The 18,127-nt window shown below is 54.5% G+C and carries 16 protein-coding genes and 1 pseudogene; 3 read left to right on the top strand and 14 right to left on the bottom strand.

All coding sequences use genetic code 11. The annotated features are described in order from the left end of the window. Nucleotides 1-216 precede the first annotated feature (216 nt). Nucleotides 217-2,346, bottom strand: coding sequence for a methylmalonyl-CoA mutase (gene scpA, locus AB8B75_RS08405; protein ID WP_405361373.1), 2,130 nt, complete (start codon nucleotides 2,344-2,346; stop codon nucleotides 217-219). Continuing rightward, entirely contained in the window at nucleotides 2,309-3,250 is a 942-nt protein-coding gene (locus AB8B75_RS08410; RefSeq protein WP_405361375.1) for a hypothetical protein, read from the bottom strand. Before AB8B75_RS08410 ends, scpA begins: the two co-directional genes overlap by 38 nt. A 165-nt stretch (nucleotides 3,251-3,415) precedes the next feature. On the opposite strand from AB8B75_RS08410, the gene AB8B75_RS08415 reads away from it, so the two are divergent. Then, nucleotides 3,416-3,859, top strand: a complete 444-nt coding sequence (locus AB8B75_RS08415; protein ID WP_405361376.1) for a DUF4174 domain-containing protein — start codon at nucleotides 3,416-3,418, stop codon at nucleotides 3,857-3,859. A 51-nt stretch (nucleotides 3,860-3,910) separates the two neighbouring features. On the opposite strand, the pseudogene AB8B75_RS08420 reads toward AB8B75_RS08415, so the two are convergent. From AB8B75_RS08420 to AB8B75_RS08450, 7 genes and pseudogenes are all read right to left on the bottom strand, one after another. Next, nucleotides 3,911-5,910 (bottom strand): annotated as a pseudogene (locus tag AB8B75_RS08420) (acetyl-CoA carboxylase biotin carboxylase subunit). Continuing rightward, entirely contained in the window at nucleotides 5,903-6,436 is a 534-nt protein-coding gene (locus AB8B75_RS08425) for a hypothetical protein (protein WP_405361378.1), read from the bottom strand. The pseudogene AB8B75_RS08420 and the gene AB8B75_RS08425 overlap by 8 nt, the downstream one beginning before the upstream one ends. Continuing rightward, nucleotides 6,433-6,780 carry a hypothetical protein gene (locus AB8B75_RS08430; protein WP_405361379.1) on the bottom strand — a complete coding sequence of 116 codons (348 nt, stop codon included), beginning with the start codon at nucleotides 6,778-6,780 and terminating at the stop codon, nucleotides 6,433-6,435. Before AB8B75_RS08430 ends, AB8B75_RS08425 begins: the two co-directional genes overlap by 4 nt. 424 nt (nucleotides 6,781-7,204) lie before the next feature. Further along, nucleotides 7,205-7,588, bottom strand: coding sequence for a DUF6497 family protein (locus tag AB8B75_RS08435; RefSeq protein WP_405361381.1), 384 nt, complete (start codon nucleotides 7,586-7,588; stop codon nucleotides 7,205-7,207). Beyond that, complete coding sequence (locus AB8B75_RS08440) at nucleotides 7,585-7,983, bottom strand: cupin domain-containing protein (RefSeq protein ID WP_405361382.1); 399 nt, start codon at nucleotides 7,981-7,983, stop codon at nucleotides 7,585-7,587. The genes AB8B75_RS08435 and AB8B75_RS08440 overlap by 4 nt, the downstream gene beginning before the upstream one ends. After that, complete coding sequence (locus AB8B75_RS08445) at nucleotides 7,980-8,312, bottom strand: hypothetical protein (RefSeq protein WP_405361383.1); 333 nt, start codon at nucleotides 8,310-8,312, stop codon at nucleotides 7,980-7,982. The genes AB8B75_RS08440 and AB8B75_RS08445 overlap by 4 nt, the downstream gene beginning before the upstream one ends. Before the next feature lie 11 nt (nucleotides 8,313-8,323). Next, the gene (locus AB8B75_RS08450) at nucleotides 8,324-9,856 is read right to left on the bottom strand and encodes an acyl-CoA carboxylase subunit beta (protein ID WP_405361385.1); all 1,533 of its coding nucleotides are present in this window, start codon (nucleotides 9,854-9,856) and stop codon (nucleotides 8,324-8,326) included. A gap of 182 nt (nucleotides 9,857-10,038) precedes the next feature. On the opposite strand from AB8B75_RS08450, the gene AB8B75_RS08455 reads away from it, so the two are divergent. Next, entirely contained in the window at nucleotides 10,039-11,253 is a 1,215-nt protein-coding gene (locus AB8B75_RS08455; protein ID WP_405361386.1) for a multidrug effflux MFS transporter, read from the top strand. Between the two features lie 229 nt (nucleotides 11,254-11,482). Continuing rightward, nucleotides 11,483-12,883: a short-chain fatty acyl-CoA regulator family protein gene (locus tag AB8B75_RS08460; RefSeq protein WP_405361387.1), complete on the top strand. Its 1,401-nt coding sequence runs from the start codon at nucleotides 11,483-11,485 to the stop codon at nucleotides 12,881-12,883. Here the strand turns inward: AB8B75_RS08460 and AB8B75_RS08465 are convergent. The 5 genes from AB8B75_RS08465 to betC all read right to left on the bottom strand — a co-directional run. Next, nucleotides 12,880-13,545, bottom strand: coding sequence for a thermonuclease family protein (locus AB8B75_RS08465; RefSeq protein ID WP_405361388.1), 666 nt, complete (start codon nucleotides 13,543-13,545; stop codon nucleotides 12,880-12,882). The genes AB8B75_RS08460 and AB8B75_RS08465 overlap by 4 nt on opposite strands. Nucleotides 13,546-13,610: 65 nt before the next feature. Continuing rightward, nucleotides 13,611-15,269, bottom strand: a complete 1,659-nt coding sequence (gene betA / locus AB8B75_RS08470; RefSeq protein ID WP_405361390.1) for a choline dehydrogenase — start codon at nucleotides 15,267-15,269, stop codon at nucleotides 13,611-13,613. A gap of 11 nt (nucleotides 15,270-15,280) precedes the next feature. Next, the gene (locus tag AB8B75_RS08475; protein WP_405361391.1) at nucleotides 15,281-15,538 is read right to left on the bottom strand and encodes a DUF6552 family protein; all 258 of its coding nucleotides are present in this window, start codon (nucleotides 15,536-15,538) and stop codon (nucleotides 15,281-15,283) included. Then, on the bottom strand, nucleotides 15,538-16,995 hold the full coding sequence (gene betB, locus AB8B75_RS08480; protein ID WP_405361392.1) for a betaine-aldehyde dehydrogenase: 1,458 nt from the start codon (nucleotides 16,993-16,995) through the stop codon (nucleotides 15,538-15,540). The genes AB8B75_RS08475 and betB overlap by 1 nt, the downstream gene beginning before the upstream one ends. A gap of 39 nt (nucleotides 16,996-17,034) precedes the next feature. Further along, a partial coding sequence (gene betC, locus AB8B75_RS08485; protein ID WP_405361393.1) for a choline-sulfatase occupies nucleotides 17,035-18,127 on the bottom strand: 1,093 nt, incomplete at its 5' end.

The following is an 18,127-nucleotide window of genomic DNA, read 5'->3' on the forward strand; positions in this document are numbered from 1 at the left end:
AAATCCTTACAAGGACTGTACTTGGCGAAAATCCACCAATACAGCTTCATGCCAACAAATGTGTTAGAAATTTCAGTTCTTGCGCAATCATGTATATTTCTTAACGTTGCCAGCGTCATGTTTCATGTAAGGTTTTCACCCGGGGCGATAGGACACCAGCTCTGCGACAATCAAGTTGCTGAAAGTACAGTTTAGTGCCCACCACCGCGTGCAGATTTAAGACCGCGTGGCAGATATCAACTTTAGAATGTCCTGTGCTGCCTTGGGAATGTTCGTTCCGGGCCCAAAGATAGCTTTGACTCCCGCATCGTAGAGAAATTGGTAGTCCTGTTGCGGGATAACCCCGCCGCAAATGACCAAGATATCCTCCGCCCCAGCCTCATTAAGTGCGTTGACCAGCTGCGGCGCCAGCGTTTTGTGTCCCGCGGCCTGAGAACTGATGCCGATTACATGCACGTCATTGTCGACCGCATCTTGAGCCGCCTCCGCCGGGGTTTGGAAAAGCGGTCCTACGTCCACATCAAATCCAATATCGGCGAAGGCCGTCGCTATCACTTTGGCACCACGGTCGTGGCCGTCCTGACCCATTTTCACAACGAGCATGCGCGGTCTGCGCCCTTCCGCTTCGGCAAATTCTTCAACTGATTTCTGAATTGCCGCGAAGCCTTCATCGCCTTCGTATGCAGCTCCATACACACCTGCGAGTGTTTTTACTTCCGCGCGGTGACGACCGAAGGATTTTTCCATCGCCATGCTGATCTCTCCTACCGTGGCGCGGGCGCGTGCTGCTTCAATCGCAGCTTCGAGCAAGTTCCCGCCTTCAGCTGCGCGCCGTGACACCGCGGTCAATGCGGTTTCACATGCGACCTTGTCGCGAACGGCTCGTATTTTTTCCAAACGCGCGATCTGGCTGTCACGTACGGCAGCATTGTCGATGTCCAGAATATCAATCGGATCTTCGGAGTCGCGACGGTATTTATTGACACCGACAATCACTTCGGTGCCACGATCAATGCCTGCTTGCCGCATGGCGGCGGCTTCTTCGATGCGTAGTTTGGGCATGCCAGAAGCAACAGCCTTGGTCATGCCACCCATGTCCTCAACTTCTTCAATGAGTTTCCACGCCGCGTCCGCCAAATCCGCCGTCATTTTTTCAACGTAATATGAGCCCGCAAGCGGATCGACGACATTGGTAACGCCGGTTTCTTCTTGCAAGATCAGCTGAGTATTACGGGCAATTCGACTTGAATTTTCAGTCGGCAAGGCGATAGCCTCGTCCAAAGCGTTGGTGTGCAAGGACTGTGTACCGCCCAAGACTGCGCTCATCGCCTCATAGGCCGTGCGGATCACGTTATTGTACGGATCCTGTTCCTGAAGGCTGACACCCGAGGTCTGGCAGTGCGTACGCAACATCGAAGACTTTGGATTTTTCGGCTCAAACTCCTCCATGATGCGGCTCCATAGCAGACGCGCGGCGCGCAGCTTAGCGGCCTCCATGAAAAAATTCATGCCAATGGCAAAAAAGAACGACAAACGGCCCGCAAATTTGTCCACATCCATGCCACGCGCAATTGCAGCGCGCACATATTCGCGACCATCTGCAAGGGTAAATGCAAGCTCTTGTACCAAATTCGCACCTGCCTCCTGCATGTGATAGCCGGAGATGGAAATAGAATTGAATTTAGGCATGTGATCGGACGTATACTCGATGATGTCCGCGATGATCCGCATCGAAGGCTCAGGCGGATAAACGTAGGTATTACGCACCATGAACTCTTTCAGAATGTCGTTTTGAATTGTGCCAGACAGAAGCGACTTGTCGTGCCCCTGTTCTTGGCCCGCCACAATGAAACTCGCAAGGATCGGAATCACCGCGCCGTTCATGGTCATGGAGACCGACACCTTGTCGAGGGGAATGCCATCAAAGAGAATTTTCATGTCCTCGACGCTGTCAATTGCAACGCCAGCTTTGCCCACGTCGCCCTCAACACGGGGATGATCACTGTCATACCCGCGGTGAGTTGCCAGATCAAAAGCCACCGAAACCCCCTGCTGGCCGGCCGCCAATGCGCGTCTGTAAAAAGCGTTGCTTTCCTCGGCCGTCGAAAATCCCGCGTATTGGCGAATGGTCCACGGGCGCCCGGCATACATGGTTGCCTTCACACCCCGAGTGTAAGGTGCTTCGCCGGGGATCGAATCGAGATGATCCAGGCCCGCGATGTCCTCAGCAGTATAGATCGGCTGTACCGCAATTCCTTCGAGGGTTTGCCAGATCAGATCATCCAACGGCTTGCCGCGCAACTCAGCTTCAGCCAGGTTGCGCCACTTGTCTTTCTTCGAACTCATTGCCATGTCCTTGTGCTTGTGCATCGCTTGACGGGGTTTTCCCCGTTCTTTCGCGTGCCTGATCCTCTGTCAAAGTAGCCAAGCCGTTCGCGCCAGCGACCAGCCACATCATATCGTCCGCAAATGTTTCGCGCAGGGCGGCATTTTCTTCTGGCGTGAAAGGGTTCCAGCGCCCCATGCCAAAAGGAAGAACCGCACCCAAATTCCCATTGTTCTTCAAGACGCGCCGCAAGTCTGGAAGGTTAGGCGCGCGATTCAACCACTGACGACTGGTGTCCTTAGGTCCCTGTATGCCTGTCGCACGTTCCAAAAAGACCTCAGGCCGCCCTGCGAAGCGCTCAAAAGGCATAATTTTGAGCTCTGCTTCAGGCACCGCTCGAGCCAGATCTGTTATGACATCACGCCATCCCCGTTTCGAAAGTGCAATACCTCGAAGTTTGTTGCGGTCCGGCACCGCTTGCCCGCGCGACAAACCGTGGGACAAGGCAGAGCTCCAATAAAGTTCGAGACTGCGCGGGCAGAAAACAACTGTGGTAATATGACCCTCGAATGCGCGGGCAAAACGTGACACGCGCGCGCCGATCCCATTGTACAGGCATCCCTCGTCAATATTGCCCCGCACAGTCCCAGCCACATTTTCGTCACTGACAATCAGCGTATGGATACCACGTTCCTGGGCCTCCTTGAGCTGCATCTTAACGCACTCATCGGCACCGTAATGAAGCCGACCGCGCTTTGACTTCGTCGATGGCGAAGCGATACGCCTAAACACTCCGCGCCGCCTGCGCCCTGGTCCCCAATACCCGACACCTTCAGACGCAAGGGCATCTACATGCCGTCGCATATAGTCCTGAAAAGTCGACGTGCCGGTGCGATGCGCACCGATATGAAGTGTAACGTCCATGACGCAATTGAACCATTGTCTGGCGACCGCCCCATACGGCCGGAGAGTTGGGGTGAGTGAAAACACTACTCCAAATCCCTTGCCGCGGATTTAATGGTAAATTTGCGCGCATTACCCATCGCATATCCGGCACACAGGCTTATATTACCCCTTACAGGAGATGTGATGAAAACGATTTTACCCCTTGTTATAGCGTGCTTTTTTGCAACTGGGACGGTTGCCCAAACAGCAGAATCGGAACCGTCTGAAATGCTCTTTTTGGAGATAGACGAAATCGATTTGAACCAATTTAAATGGAAAAATCGTCCTGTGGTTGTCTTTTCCGATAGTGAAAACAATCCCGCCTTCATCGAGCAGATGAGATTGCTGCGTGAACGCCCAGAAGAATTGTTGTCACGAGACGTCGTTGTCATCACTGATACCGACCCCGACGCACAATCAGAATTGCGCCGCAAACTGCGTCCACGCGACTTTATGCTGGTGATCATTGCCAAGGACGGTGGCGTAAATCTGCGCAAACCTTTTCCGTGGGACGTGCGCGAAATCACCCGCACAATTGACAAAATGCCCTTGCGAAAACGCGAAATCCAACAGCAGTCAAACCGCTGACTCAAGCGGGCCTGTTTGTGTCCAATTGTCGTGCTGCACAAAGGCATAGTTTCATTCAAATTCCATGATGACATCGTCGACGGCAAGACTGTCGCCGGCGGCGGCGTTGATCTTCGAAACTACGCCCTTTCGTTCGGCACGCAGAATATTCTCCATTTTCATAGCTTCGATCGTGCATAACGACTGGCCATCCTCGACCGCATCGCCCACCGTCACATCGAGTTTCACTACCAGACCGGGCATTGGGCACAGCAGCATTTTGGAAGTATCAGGTGGAAGCTTCTCGGGCATCTTGCGGGCCAGCTCTGCCTGGCGCGGGGTTCGCACATGCACTTTCATCTCAGCGCCGCGCGTTCTAATGCGGAAACCGCCGCTGATTTTCCCAACCTTCAGGATCAAGGGCGCATCCGTCACGGTCATTTCCGCCAATTGATCGCCCGGCGTCCAATTTCCCGCGACACGCATCTCGGTGCCATCCTGAAAACGAACGTTTGAACCGGTTTGATCTGCATCGATTGTAACGTCATATGCGTGGCCTTGCAGGCGTACATTCCAGCTTGTGCCGACTTTGCGTTCGTGATTGTCCATGCGCCCGGACACCCGCGCGCGGCGTATTTCAGCGACCCGGTGCATGGCACCACATGCGGCAGCGATCCGGTACAATTCAGGCTCTGCCAGGGTTACACCTTCAAACCCATCCGGATATTCTTCGGCAATAAATGCGGTGGTCATATCACCCGAGACGAATTTGGGATGATCCATGACTGCCGACAGAAACGGCAGGTTGTGGCCAATCCCTTCGACTTCAAAACTGTCCAAGGCCACCCGCATCCGCTCAATCGCTTCACTTCGGGTTGGGGCCCAGGTGCAGAGTTTGGCAATCATCGGATCATAATACATGCTGATTTCACCACCCTCATAGACGCCGGTGTCATTGCGCACTGCATGGCTGGGCTCCGAAACCTCTGCCGGGGGGCGGTACCGCGTCAACCGTCCAATTGACGGCAAGAACCCTCGGTATGGATCTTCTGCATAGAGCCGATTCTCGATGGCCCATCCATTCAGTTTCACGTCCGACTGTTTCAAGGTCAGCGCTTCACCATTGGCCACACGGATCATCTGCTCCACCAAGTCTACATCCGTGATCAATTCAGTCACTGGATGTTCGACCTGCAATCGCGTGTTCATCTCCAAGAAATAGAAGTTCTTGTCCCCATCCACGATGAACTCCACCGTGCCCGCCGACGTATATCCAACCGCTTGAGCCAACGCGACGGCTTGTTCGCCCATCGCTTTACGCGTCTCTTCATCCAGAAAGGGGCTGGGCGCTTCTTCGACCACTTTCTGGTTACGCCGCTGAATAGAACACTCACGTTCACCCAGATAAATCCCGTTGCCGTGCGCATCGCAAAGTACCTGGATTTCGATATGGCGTGGCTGGGTGACAAACTTCTCGATAAAGATCCGATCGTCGCCGAAGGAATTGGCGGCCTCGTTTTGGACGATTGAAATCCTTCGCGCGCTTCCGCATCGTTCCACGCAATCCGCATGCCTTTGCCGCCACCACCAGCGGAGGCTTTGAGCATGACGGGATAACCAACTTCATTCGAGATCTTTATTGCTTCATCTGCATCTTCGATCACGCCCATGTAACCCGGTACTGTGCTGACACCCGCCTCCTTTGCGATTTTCTTAGAAGTGATCTTGTCACCCATCTTCTCGATCGCACCCTTTGGCGGACCAACAAAGGCGACACCTGCTTTGGCCAGTGCTTCAGCGAATTTGGCGTTTTCCGATAAAAACCCATAACCCGGGTGCACAGCTTCGGCACCAGAGGATTTGATGGCGGCCATGACATTGTCGATAACGATGTAAGATTGATTGGCTGGCGGCGGACCAATATTCACCGCTTCGTCAGCCATTTGCACATGCAACGCCTGTTTGTCTGCATCAGAATAGATCGCAACCGTCTTGATTCCCATTTTCCGGGCCGTCTTTATCACACGGCAGGCGATTTCGCCCCGGTTGGCGATCAGGATCTTGTTAAACATTGGAAGTCCTTTTTGAGGTATCGGCATTTGAAAAATCCACAATCGAAGCGACAGCTAAGCGATGCAAAAACAAGTTTTTACGTAAACTCGTAGCACCCCGTATCACGCGTTGAACGACGCTCTTCAAACCGACAAGCGTGTACTTGTAGAAATGGTTAAATCCAGGCGTGATGCGAAAGTACCCGCATGAAATTGGCGGCACATATGCCATTTCACTCAGAAAAGGCGTGCGCCCACATCTCAGCGCAACACTGCGATTATGACAGTTTGGCAATGTTGTAGAACCCAGCGCGGCCCAAAGGCGCAAGAAAAAGGCGGGCAGTTTCACCGTTGTTGCGATGCACTGCCCGCCAGGGGAAGGGGTACGAATAGTGTACGCAGACACGATGCGGGGATAATCGCGCGTTTCTGCACTTTCGACGATACCCGTCTGGGTTGAATTTTCCAGTGTTTGCAGTCGAACTTCGCGGCGATGAGCCAATGCCCGCCGGTTTAACATGCTCGCAGGCAATAAAGCGCCGATCATCCTTCAAAAGCTTCCGGAAAGGACTGACGTGCCAGGCTTTCGTTGATCCTCAGCATGGCTTCATAGTCGGTCGGATTAAATGGGTCAGTAGCAGCAACCACCTCGCGCCCAAACAACCACGACAATCGGCCCGCATCCAAATTGCCACGTTCAAAGGGTTCAGGACCAAAATGCTCCCACAGGGCCTTGAAAAAAGCAGAATCCGCCCTGCGATCTGCGGGCTTGCGATCATTGTACCGCGCCCGTTCCGTCAATGGAGTGACACCTCGCGGATTAAACCTGCGCAACGTAAAATGATAGTCAGTTCCAGGCAAACGCCCTGGAAAACCTTTATGTTTCAGCATGATAAGCTCAGTTTTTCTCGGCTGTTTTGCATATGATCGTAAGAGAATACCCAACTAACTTTGAGACATCCTTCGCTTGCCAATGGGCGGTGGTTCCCTTGCAAACGGCCTCGAAGCATCAGTGCGCAAATTCTTTTGCTGCTAAGGAACTCATCCGAACACGAAAGCGTTGCACCCGAACTGGTCAAGCAATAGGGCACACTTTGACTTTCACATGCTCTCATCAAAACTCCCGACGATCCAAGCCGAAAATTTCGGTGTATCGCCATTTGGTTCCTGAAAAAATCGATGCCCGATCTCACCGTATGACCAGTCAAAAAACCGGTTCTCAGAACGTCCCTCGGCATAAATCCACTTTTCAGTGACCGTCTTTTGGCATCGATTGAGACACTAACGTTCTGTGCCTGGTCATGACGAACCATCCTCATATCCCCTCCCAGACACAAGCACCTGAGTTCACTCTGAAAACATCGTTAAACTGCGTGGCTTCCGGGTCTGACACACCGAATTCGACGGGCTTGTCCAGCAGCACAACAGAGACAATTTCCGCTTCGATGTCGAATTCGGCCATGTAAGGAAGCGCGACTTGCGTGCACAGATGTTCCAAGTCAGGTTCCGCTTGCGCAAAACTGATGGTGCCCCTATCCCGCGCAATTTCTGGTGCCAGAAATCGAAACCGTAACCAGCTTTCTGAACCAACCTCGTCGATCAGCACGTCATGCAACTGGATCGGCTGGCCCGATGGTACGTCCAACGCACGAACCGCAAAAGGATCGATTGCAAAAGCCGTCTTTGCGGTCAGGCTCATAGGGCGACCTCATCATGCGTGTCAAAGACCGCCGGTGAAACAACTTCCAGCAGTTCAAGATCGTCCGAATGTCTAACTTCACGGTGTTTGATGCCGGGCGGTTGGAGCACACAGGACCCCGCGCGCAACATGTGTTCGCCGGACCCTTCATATTCAAACACAACCCACCCTTGAGTCACATAGACCATTTGAAACACCAGATCATGGCTATGCCACGCTGCGGGACTTTCCATGCCCGGCACCGCGCGAATGACATGCGCTCCATATGCGCCCTTTGTTGCCTCATGGATGCCCAAATCACGATATTCGAAAAACGGGCGCAACCCTGCACCCTTGAACTTGCCATCATCGGCATGGGCAATTGTAAAAGCCTGATTTTTCCAAAGTCGCGTCATGCAAGGTTTCTCCGACCTGCGTTCAAATGCTTGCTTCGGAAAACACCACTTGCTTCAGCCATGATAGCCAACAACAGTGTAGGTACCTGGTTGAACCACTGACCGGGCGCTGCTTTGTTTTGATCGAGATAATAGGCGCTCCGAACAATCATAGGGCTTTCCATCACCTGCCCAATCGTCGTGACGAGACCAGTAAAAAAAGGGGTGCGCGCCGCGCCAGCCAATGTCGGCAATTGCCTATTCACCAGGCAACGCGTTCCGGCAGTCGAGCCATCGGAAACCAGAGCTGCACACACGGGCGCATCATCGGTTTTGTAGGAACTCACCATTTTGCAGGTCCCTAGAGCGGAATATTGTCGTGTTTTTTCCACGGCATCTGAACTTGTTTGTTTCTCAGGGATGCAAAGGCACGTGCAATCCGTTTACGTGTTGTGCGCGGCATGATCACCTCGTCCACAAATCCGCGCTCGGCCGCCACAAACGGATTTGCAAAACGCTCTTCATAGTCTGCGGTGTGCTTGGCAATCTTCTCGGGATCCTTCAGATCTGCGCGGTGAATGATCTCGGTTGCCCCTTTAGCCCCCATGACCGCCACTTCCGCTGTCGGCCAGGCATAGTTGAAATCAGCGCGCAAATGTTTGGATGACATCACCACATAGGCACCGCCATAGGCTTTGCGCGTAATCACCGTGACCATCGGTACTGTGGCTTCGCCATAGGCAAAAAGCAGTTTTGCACCGTGCTTGATCACGCCACCGTATTCCTGACCGGTACCCGGCAAGAAACCCGGCACATCAATCAAGGTCAAAATCGGAATCTCAAAAGCATCGCAAAACCGGACAAAACGGGCTGCTTTGCGTGAACTGTCGATATCGAGGCATCCAGCCAATACCATTGGCTGGTTCGCCACCACGCCGACTGTACGTCCTTCCAGCCGAATGAAACCCGTGATGATATTCTTCGCGAAGTCTTCCTGAATTTCGTAAAAGTCACCTTCGTCCCCGAGCTTTAGGATCAATTCCTTCATGTCATACGGTGTATTCGGGTTCTCGGGCACCAGAGTATCCAGCGAGGCCTCCAGGCGATTTGGATCGTCAAAAAACGGTCGGACAGGCGGCTTCTCGCGGTTGTTCGAGGGCAGAAAATCCACCAGTCGTCTCACCTCTGCCAAGGCCTCCACGTCGTTTTCAAAAGCTGCATCTGCGACGGAGCTTTTACGCGTGTGGGTTGAAGCGCCCCCTAATTCTTCTGCGGTGACATGTTCGTTGGTCACGGTTTTGACCACATCCGGGCCGGTCACGAACATATATGAGCTGTCTTTGACCATGAATATGAAATCCGTCATCGCAGGCGAATACACGGCACCCCCCGCGCATGGCCCCATGATCACGCTGATCTGAGGCACAACGCCAGAAGCCGTAATATTGCGTTGGAAAACTTCGCCATAGCCTGCTAGCGAATCAACACCTTCCTGGATGCGGGCGCCGCCTGAGTCGTTAATTCCGATAACGGGCGCGCCGTTTTGCACAGCCATATCCATGATCTTGCAGATTTTCTTGGCGTGGGTTTCAGATACTGATCCTCCCAAAACTGTAAAATCCTGGCTAAACACATATACCAGACGACCGTTGATCGTTCCCCAGCCCGCAACCACGCCATCGCCGGCAGGTTTTTGCTGCGCCATGCCAAAATCGGTACAGCGATGCGTCACAAACATATCAAACTCTTCAAAACTGCCTTCGTCGAGCAACAGATCCACACGTTCGCGCGCTGTGAGTTTGCCGCGTCCATGCTGGGCGTCGATGCGTTTTTGCCCGCCGCCCATTCGGGCGGTTTCGCGACGCTCTTCCAGCTGTTGCAGAATATCTTTCATGGTGTCCCCGTTGCGTTGTGTTGCGGCACCATATCGCCAAACCTGACCGGATCGAAGGGGAATTTGGCAAATTTGCAAAGCATATGCACAGCTTGTTTTGAATACTGCAAATCAGCAAACATTCGAGCGACGCAAGCCCGCAGCGCGTGGACATCCTTGAAACACTAGCCTACGGATTGCACATGCGAAATCCCCCCGTCGTACATTTTTTAGACAGGCGCTCTCCGCCGCATATTGCGACGCTCATACTGCTGTCTGGTATGTCTGCAATGGTGATGAACATGTTCTTGCCCAGTTTGCCGAACATGACTGCGTATTTCCAAACAGACTACAGCACGATGCAATTGTCTGTGGGACTGTACCTTGGGGTGAGTGCAGTGCTGCAAATCCTGATTGGCCCGATTTCCGACAAATACGGGCGCCGCCCTGTCATTCTATGGGGGCTGGGGTTGTTTTTGCTGGCAACAATCGGGTGCATCTATGCCACTACCGCTGAAGTTTTCCTGATCTTTCGCGTATGTCAGGCGATTATTGCCAGCGCCATGGTCCTCAGCCGCGCGGCCGTGCGGGATATGTTCGACCAAGACCGCGCCGCGTCCATGATCGGGTATGTCACAATGGGCATGGCTGTGGTTCCTATGATCAGCCCGATGCTGGGCGGTGTTTTGGATGAAATCTTTGGGTGGCGGTCAAATTTTTGGGTCCTGTTTTTACTGGGCGGTCTGACTTTCTGGCTCGCCTGGGCTGACCTTGGCGAAACCGCAAGCAAAAGTGGTAGAACACTACCGCAACAATTCGCGGAATACCCCGAACTCCTGACATCGCCTCGATTTTGGGGATACTCTCTTGCGGCGGGATTTTGCTCTGGCGCCTTTTTTGCCTATCTAGGTGGTGGCCCATTTGTCGGGTCCGTCGTCTTTGGTTTGTCGCCGTTCTGGGTTGGTATCTATTTCGGCGCTCCTGCGCTGGGATATTTTTTTGGCAATATGTTCACCGGAATGATGGCCCAACGCATCGGTCTCAACAAACTCGTTTTAATTGGTAGCTTGATCAATGCCGGTGGTATTTTCCTGTCATTGATGATCTTTTTGTCAGGCTACGGAAGCGCTCTCAGCTTTTTCGGCTTAATGACTTTTGTGGGATTGGGAAACGGTCTTGTTATCCCGAACGCAACGGCTGGCATGTTGTCTGTTCGCCCCCATTTGGCAGGATCAGCCTCTGGCTTAGGTGGCGCGATCATGATCGGTGGCGGCGCTGCCCTTAGTATCCTTGCCGGTGCATCACTAAGTGTAGAATCGGGTGCGTTCCCCTTGCTCTTTATTATGCTGGCAACGTCAACTGCCGCTGTGGTTTCGATCTTGATGGTGTATCGGCGCGAACGGCGCATGGCGCTTTAAGAAAAGCCATATCAAAACCAGTTATCGCCCTTGCGAGCGCCCTGCCAAAGAAGATGTCACCCATGCTTAAATCACACGAAAAACAGTGGCCGCGCTTCCTCAAACCATTTGAAAACGCGTACGTTAAACCGGTTGTTAACCAAGAATAATGCACCTTGCTCCGGTTGATTTGCAAAGGTAGGTGTTGCGGATCTGCTAATTTGCAAATTCGCCAGAAAGGGCATTGTGGATGGCCACACAAAAACTTTATGCCGGGGCCAAGTTGCGTGAGTTAAGGACCCGGTTAGGGCATACGCAAAAGGACTTTGCCGCAAAACTTGGCGTATCCCTGCCGTACCTGAATCAGATGGAAAACAACAACCGGCCGGTGTCCACAACGGTTGTCTTGTCGCTCGCACAGGAATTCGGTTTGGATGTGACCGAGCTGAGCGCAGGAGACAGTGAACGGCTTGTTAGTGATATGCGGGAGGCCATAGCTGACCCACTTTTCGCTGATGCGCTGCCACCGCTGGCAGACTTGCGACTGGCGGCTTCAAATGCACCCGGTTTCGCCCATGCGTTTTTGGAGTTGCACCGCACCTATCGACAAATGCAGGAACGTTTGGCCTCGCTTGATGAGGTGCTGGGGCGGGAAGACGCACGCACCACGCCCGGCCCATGGGAGGAGGTACGCGATTTTTTCCACTACTGCGACAACTACATCGACGCCGTAGACCGCGCAGCCGAACACTTTGCGAACAAGGAAGGCGGCCATCGCAACATAAGAGTTGCCGCCGTTTCTGCTTTGGGAAACAGCGGTGTCACTGTGAAATTCGTCGACACTGACAAGGCACGCGTATTTGACCCTGAAAAGCGGGAACTATCCTTGTCGCGCCGCGCACCTCCCGAGACACAAACGTTCCAATTGCTGATTCAAGTCGCCCTGATCAAGCAAGACGCTCTGCTGGAAGCCACATTGGATCTTGCGCGCTTTCATACCGCTGAAGCCCGCGCCATCGCCAAGATCGGGCTGGCCAATTACTTCGCCGGAGCCGCATTGATGCCCTATGCCGCGTTCCATCAAGAGGCAAGCGACTGCCGACATGACGTTGAGGTTCTGGCCGGTCATTTTGGGGCCTCGATCGAACAGGTTGCGCATCGGCTGTCTACTTTGCAGCGACCGGGCGCCAAGGGCATCCCATTTTTCTTTGTACGTGTGGATCAGGCGGGCACGATCACAAAGCGCCATTCAGCCACGCGTTTACAATTTGCGCGTTTTGGCGGCGCCTGCCCGCTTTGGAACGTGCACCGGGCCTTTGAACTTCCGGGTCAGTTTCTGCGACAACTCGCGGAGACCCCCGACGGCGTGCGCTACATCAACCTGGCAAGGGATGTGTCAAAACCGGCGGGCCGTTTTGGCGCTCCCGTACGGCGATACGCCATTGCCTTGGGATGCGAAGTGCGCCACGCCAAAGATCTGGTCTATGCGGACGGCATGGACATAGGACGCGATGGGGCATTTGAACCGATTGGCATTTCATGTCGGATCTGCGAGCGGACGAAATGCCACCAGCGAGCTGTACCACCGCTGGAACGCAAGCTAAGGGTTGACCCGAACCTTCGAGATGTCCTGCCCTACCAAATCGACTAAAGTTTGGCCGCACGCCATCCTGCGTCGCGGGCCTCTGTCACCGAACAAAACCACCGCTCGCCCTTTTCAGGTCGAATACCCGTGCGTTCATAATAACGCTGACCGGGCTTGTGAAAAATATGCCCGCCCGCGCCGGAAATATTCCCTTTGATCTTGCAATTGCGGTCCGGCGGTATGCGCCCGATGGCCCGCGTTTGCCGGAATTGGGAGGGGTTTTGTACACGGCTGGCATGCAATCCGATCTCTCGAACAGCGGCCGCTTTTTCCGCCAGAACATAATCTGTAGCATATTTTCGATAGGCGAAGGCCAATCCTTCACTGACAATCACATGCCCTATGTCCTGACCTTGCACAAAGCATCGCGCCACAATCCGATCATAGCGATCTTTGGTGATTGCTTCGCAGCGGGCCTGCCGCCCACCAAACAATGTCGTGACTTGCGCGGCGACCCATTTGCCGCAAGCCCAAGACTGACCTTGCTCGGTTTTACAAGTTTGCGCGGTCTCTGGTGCATCAATGCCATGAATTCGAACTCGGGTGCCTCCAACATCAATGGTGTCACCGTCGATCACACGTACCGAACCGACAAGTCCGGGCGTCGCAAAAGAAACCACTGGCAGCCCTGTGGCAGCTGCCCAAACACAAAACAAAATCACTCGCATGTCGCGCGTATGGCCCGCGCGGTGGCTCAAAACAAGGACAAATGTTAACCAAGGTTAGCGAAGCGTTAACGCTGCGCCGTTTCCCAATTCGGATGCAACCACGGCGCGTCATTCGAGCGTGCCAAAGGAGCGCGATTCAATAAGTGATCAGATACTTTTTCGCCCACCATGATCGAGGGGGCGTTCAGGTTGCCATTTGTGATCCTTGGAAACACGCTGCTGTCTGCCACCCGCAAGCCTTCAACACCAATAACCCGCGCCTGTGCGTCGACGACGGCGTTGGCATCATCCGCACGCCCCATGCGACAGGTACCACACGGATGATAAGCACTTTCTGCGTGCTCCTTGATGAAGGCATCAATCTCATCGTCCGTTTGCACCAATGCCCCAGGCTGGATTTCGCTTTTGACGAAAGGCTTGAAAGCTTCCTGCGCGAAAATTTCACGGGTCAGTCGAATGCAACGTCGAAAATCCACCCAATCGCTTTCTGCAGACATGTAGTTGAAAAAGATGCGCGGGGCCTGAGCGGGATCAGCAGACGCCAAGCTGACCGCCCCACGTGCTTCTGACCGCATTGGCCCTACGTGCGCCTGAAACCCATGACCTTCAGCTGCGACCTTGCCATCATATCGCACGGCAATAGGCAGAAAATGGTATTGGATATCTGGATAAGGCACACCGGGCTGCGAGCGGATGAAAGCGGTGCTTTCAAACTGGTTGGACGCTCCCATGCCGGTTTTGGTAAAAAGCCATTGTGCACCGATCAAGGCCTTGGACACAGGGTTCCAGTGTTTGTAGAGCGTGATCGGCTGGCTTGACGCCATCTGCATGTAGAGCTCGAGATGGTCTTGCAGGTTTTGCCCGACACCTGCCCGGTCTGCCAAAACCTCGATGCCATGTTCGACCAGATGTGCCGCCGGACCGATGCCAGACAGCATCAATAGCTTTGGCGAATTGATCGAGGAAGCCGCTAAAACCACTTCGCGGGACGCCCGGATCACTTCGACCCGCCCGCCGCGCTTAATTTCAACGCCTGTGGCACGCCCTTCTTCAATAATGACACGCTGCGCCAAGCCCTTGACCAACGTGCAGTTTTCCCTTTTGAGCGCCGGACGCAGGTAGGCATTTGCGGCGGACCACCTGCGGCCTTGCCAAACGGTTTGCTCCATCGGGCCAAAGCCCTCTTGCTTCTGACCGTTGTAATCCTCCGTGGCTTCGTAACCAGCCTGCCGTCCGGCATCCACAAAAGCGTGGTAAAGCGGGTTTTTGCGTGGCCCGCGGCTCACGTGCAAGGGACCATCCGTCCCCCGCCAGGCGGGATCGCCGCCATGACCGTTATCATGCCAGTTTTCCATACGCTTGTAGTAGGGCAAAACATCCGCATAGGCCCAACCATCGGCGCCCTGCTCTGCCCAATGGTCGAAATCCATTGCATGCCCGCGTACATACACCATGCCATTGATGCTGGACGATCCCCCGACCACTTTGCCGCGTGGGCACGCCAGACGGCGGTTGTTCAATTGCGGTTCCGGTTCGGATGAAAACCCCCAGTCGTAGCGCTTCATATTCATCGGATAAGACAACGCGGCTGGCATCTGAATGAAGGGGCCGACGTCGCTGCCGCCGTGTTCAATTACGATCACCGAGGACCCCGCTTCTGCGAGCCGATAGGCCATGGCACAACCCGCGCTACCTGCGCCAACAATCACAAAATCCGCTTGCATTTTCAAATACCTTACGCGTTCAGATAACCGATAAAGAGAGACAAGAACGCACCGACATGAACCACCATGATCGCGCGGTCCTTCCACATGACGCCAACGGCAAACCACAGGAGAATGCCCGCAAAAAACGCGAAAATGTTCCAGGGCACCACGTTCAGGCCGGTCAGACCGTAACCGATGAGCTGGATGACAGTGGCGATCCACTTGACGACATCAACGGGCTTCATGCCCTTTGGGTCTGGCTCAGTCTCACATTGCGGCATACTCATTAGAACGGTGCCTCCATATCGCCCATGCGCACGTAGACAGATTTCAACTGGCTGTAATATGCGATGGCGGCTTTGGAATTTTCGCGCCCCACGCCGGAGGCCTTTGACCCGCCGAAAGGAGCCTCTACCGGTGCGTCATTGTAGGTGTTGATATAGCAGGTGCCTGCCTCAAACCCGGCGGCAACGCGGTGTGCCCGAACCAAATCGCGGGTGAACACTCCCGCCGCCAAACCGAATTCGGTGTCGTTTGCCCGCGTCATGACATCCTCTTCGTCTGTGAAGTCAAGCACCGCCATGACCGGACCAAAAATCTCCTCGCGCGCGATGGTCATGTCGTCGGACACATCAGCAAACACGGTTGGCTGAAGGTAATACCCCTCGCGATCAAGCCGACCGCCGCCAAAGACCAGCCGCGCCCCTTCGGCCTTACCTTTGGCGATGTAGTCTAGAACGATGTTCATCTGACGTTCTGACACCATCGGCCCAAAGCTGGTTTCAGGCTGCAACGGGTCGCCGATCACTGCGTTTTCGAGGCGTTCACTCAGACGTTTCAGGAAGGCTTCTTTGATATCGGCATGCACAAATACCCGCGTGCCATTCGAGCAAACCTGCCCCGACGAATAGAAGTTGCCGAGAATGGCTCCGCTAATCGCGTTTTCAATATCCGCGTCTTCGAATACGATCATTGGGGACTTACCGCCCAGTTCCATGGTCACGTGTTTGATCCCGGCGGCGGCGGCGGCATAGACCTTGCGGCCCGTCGGCACGGACCCTGTAAGCGACACCTTGTCAACCAAAGGATCGGCAACCAATGCAGCACCAACATCGCCCAGGCCTTGAATGACATTGTACACCCCGGCAGGCAGCCCGGCTTCATGCAATATCTCCGCCACTTGCAAGGCACATAGAGGCGTGGTTTCCGATGGTTTAAAGACCATGGTGTTGCCGCAGGCCAGAGCTGGCGCGCCTTTCCAGCAAGCAATTTGTGTCGGGTAGTTCCATGCGCCGATGCCAACGCAAACTCCTAAGGGCTCGCGGCGGGTATAGACCCAGTCCTCGCCCAACTGGATGTGTTCGCCCGTCAGTGTCGCCGCCATGCCACCAAAATACTCTAACGCATCCGCGCCGCTGGTGGCGTCGGCAACACTGGTCTCCTGATAGGGTTTGCCAGTGTCATAGGTCTCCAGAACAGATAAATCATGATTGCGCTCCCGCATGATGTCAGCCGCGCGGCGCAGAATGCGCCCTCGCTCTGTGCCCGTCATCGCCGCCCATTCAACTTGCGCGTTCCGTGCGCTGATCAACGCATGTTCGATGATGGTGGGCGTGGCGGAATGCACCTTGGCAATCACCGCGCCCGTTGCGGGGTAGATCACGTCAATTGCCGCGCCGGCCATATCTTCAACATAGGCGCCATTGATAAAATGGCTGGCGGTGGGTTGTGTAAGATGGGTCATGTCGAAGTCTCCAACAGGGGTCATTCAAATCAAAAAATGTCATTCACCACGCGGAAAGCGTTTGCTGTCCTCAAGGATGTTGAGGTCCATGTGGTTGCGCATGTATTGCTCGGATGCATCGCGTAGTGGCTGGTAGTCCCATGGATAGTAGCCGCCCTGCCGCAGGGCATCGTAAACAACCCAACGGCGCGCCTGGCTTTTACGTACCTGCGCGTCAAAAGCATCCAGATCCCATCGCGCTTGCGATTTGGCTTTGAGCTGGCTCAGAGTGCCCTGATGCGCGGGCACTTCCGCCAGATTGGTCAATTCATGGGGATCGGCCTCAAGATCAAAAAGCTGATCCGGGTCCAACGTACACCGGTTGTATTTCCATTTGCCGTATCGCAACGAAACCATCGGCGCGTAAGAACCTTCCGCCGCATACTCCATGGCGACGGGTTCGGTCCGCTCCTGCCCTTTTCCCATGGGCACCAGCGAGATGCCCGTGGTCCACTCTTTGACCTCTTCCATTGACACACCGGCCAGATCACACAGCGTTGGGCAGACATCCAGCGTGCTGACCGGTGCATCCACGCGCCCAGGTGTCATACCGGGGGCGGCGATCATCAGCGGCACGCGGGCCGATCCCTCAAAAAACGACATTTTAAACCACAACCCCCGCGCGCCCAGCATGTCGCCGTGGTCCGAGACGAAGAGGATGACCGTATCCTCCTCTTGCCGGGTGCCGCGCAGGGCCTCCAAGACCTCACCAATCTTGTCATCCAGATAGGACAGGTTGGCGAAATAGGCGCGGCGCGACCGGCGCACGTCCTCTTCGGTGATGTCGAAACTGCGCCAGTCATTGGCGTCAAAAATCCGCTTGGAATGGGCGTCCTGCGCATCATAGCCCAGATCGCCAACCTCCGGCAGCAGATGGGCGCAATCCTCATACAGATCCCAGTATTTCTTGCGCGCGACATAAGGATCATGCGGGTGTGTAAAGCTGACGGTCAGGCACCATGGACGGTCATCCTGCCGTCGGCCCAGATCATACACCTTGCGCGTGGCGTGATAGGTGACCTCATCATCATATTCCAACTGGTTGGAAATTTCGGCAACGCCTGCGCCGGTGACAGACCCCATGTTGTGATAC

The organism is Roseobacter sp. (genome assembly GCF_045106495.1).
Taxonomy (GTDB): Bacteria; Pseudomonadota; Alphaproteobacteria; order Rhodobacterales; family Rhodobacteraceae; genus Roseobacter.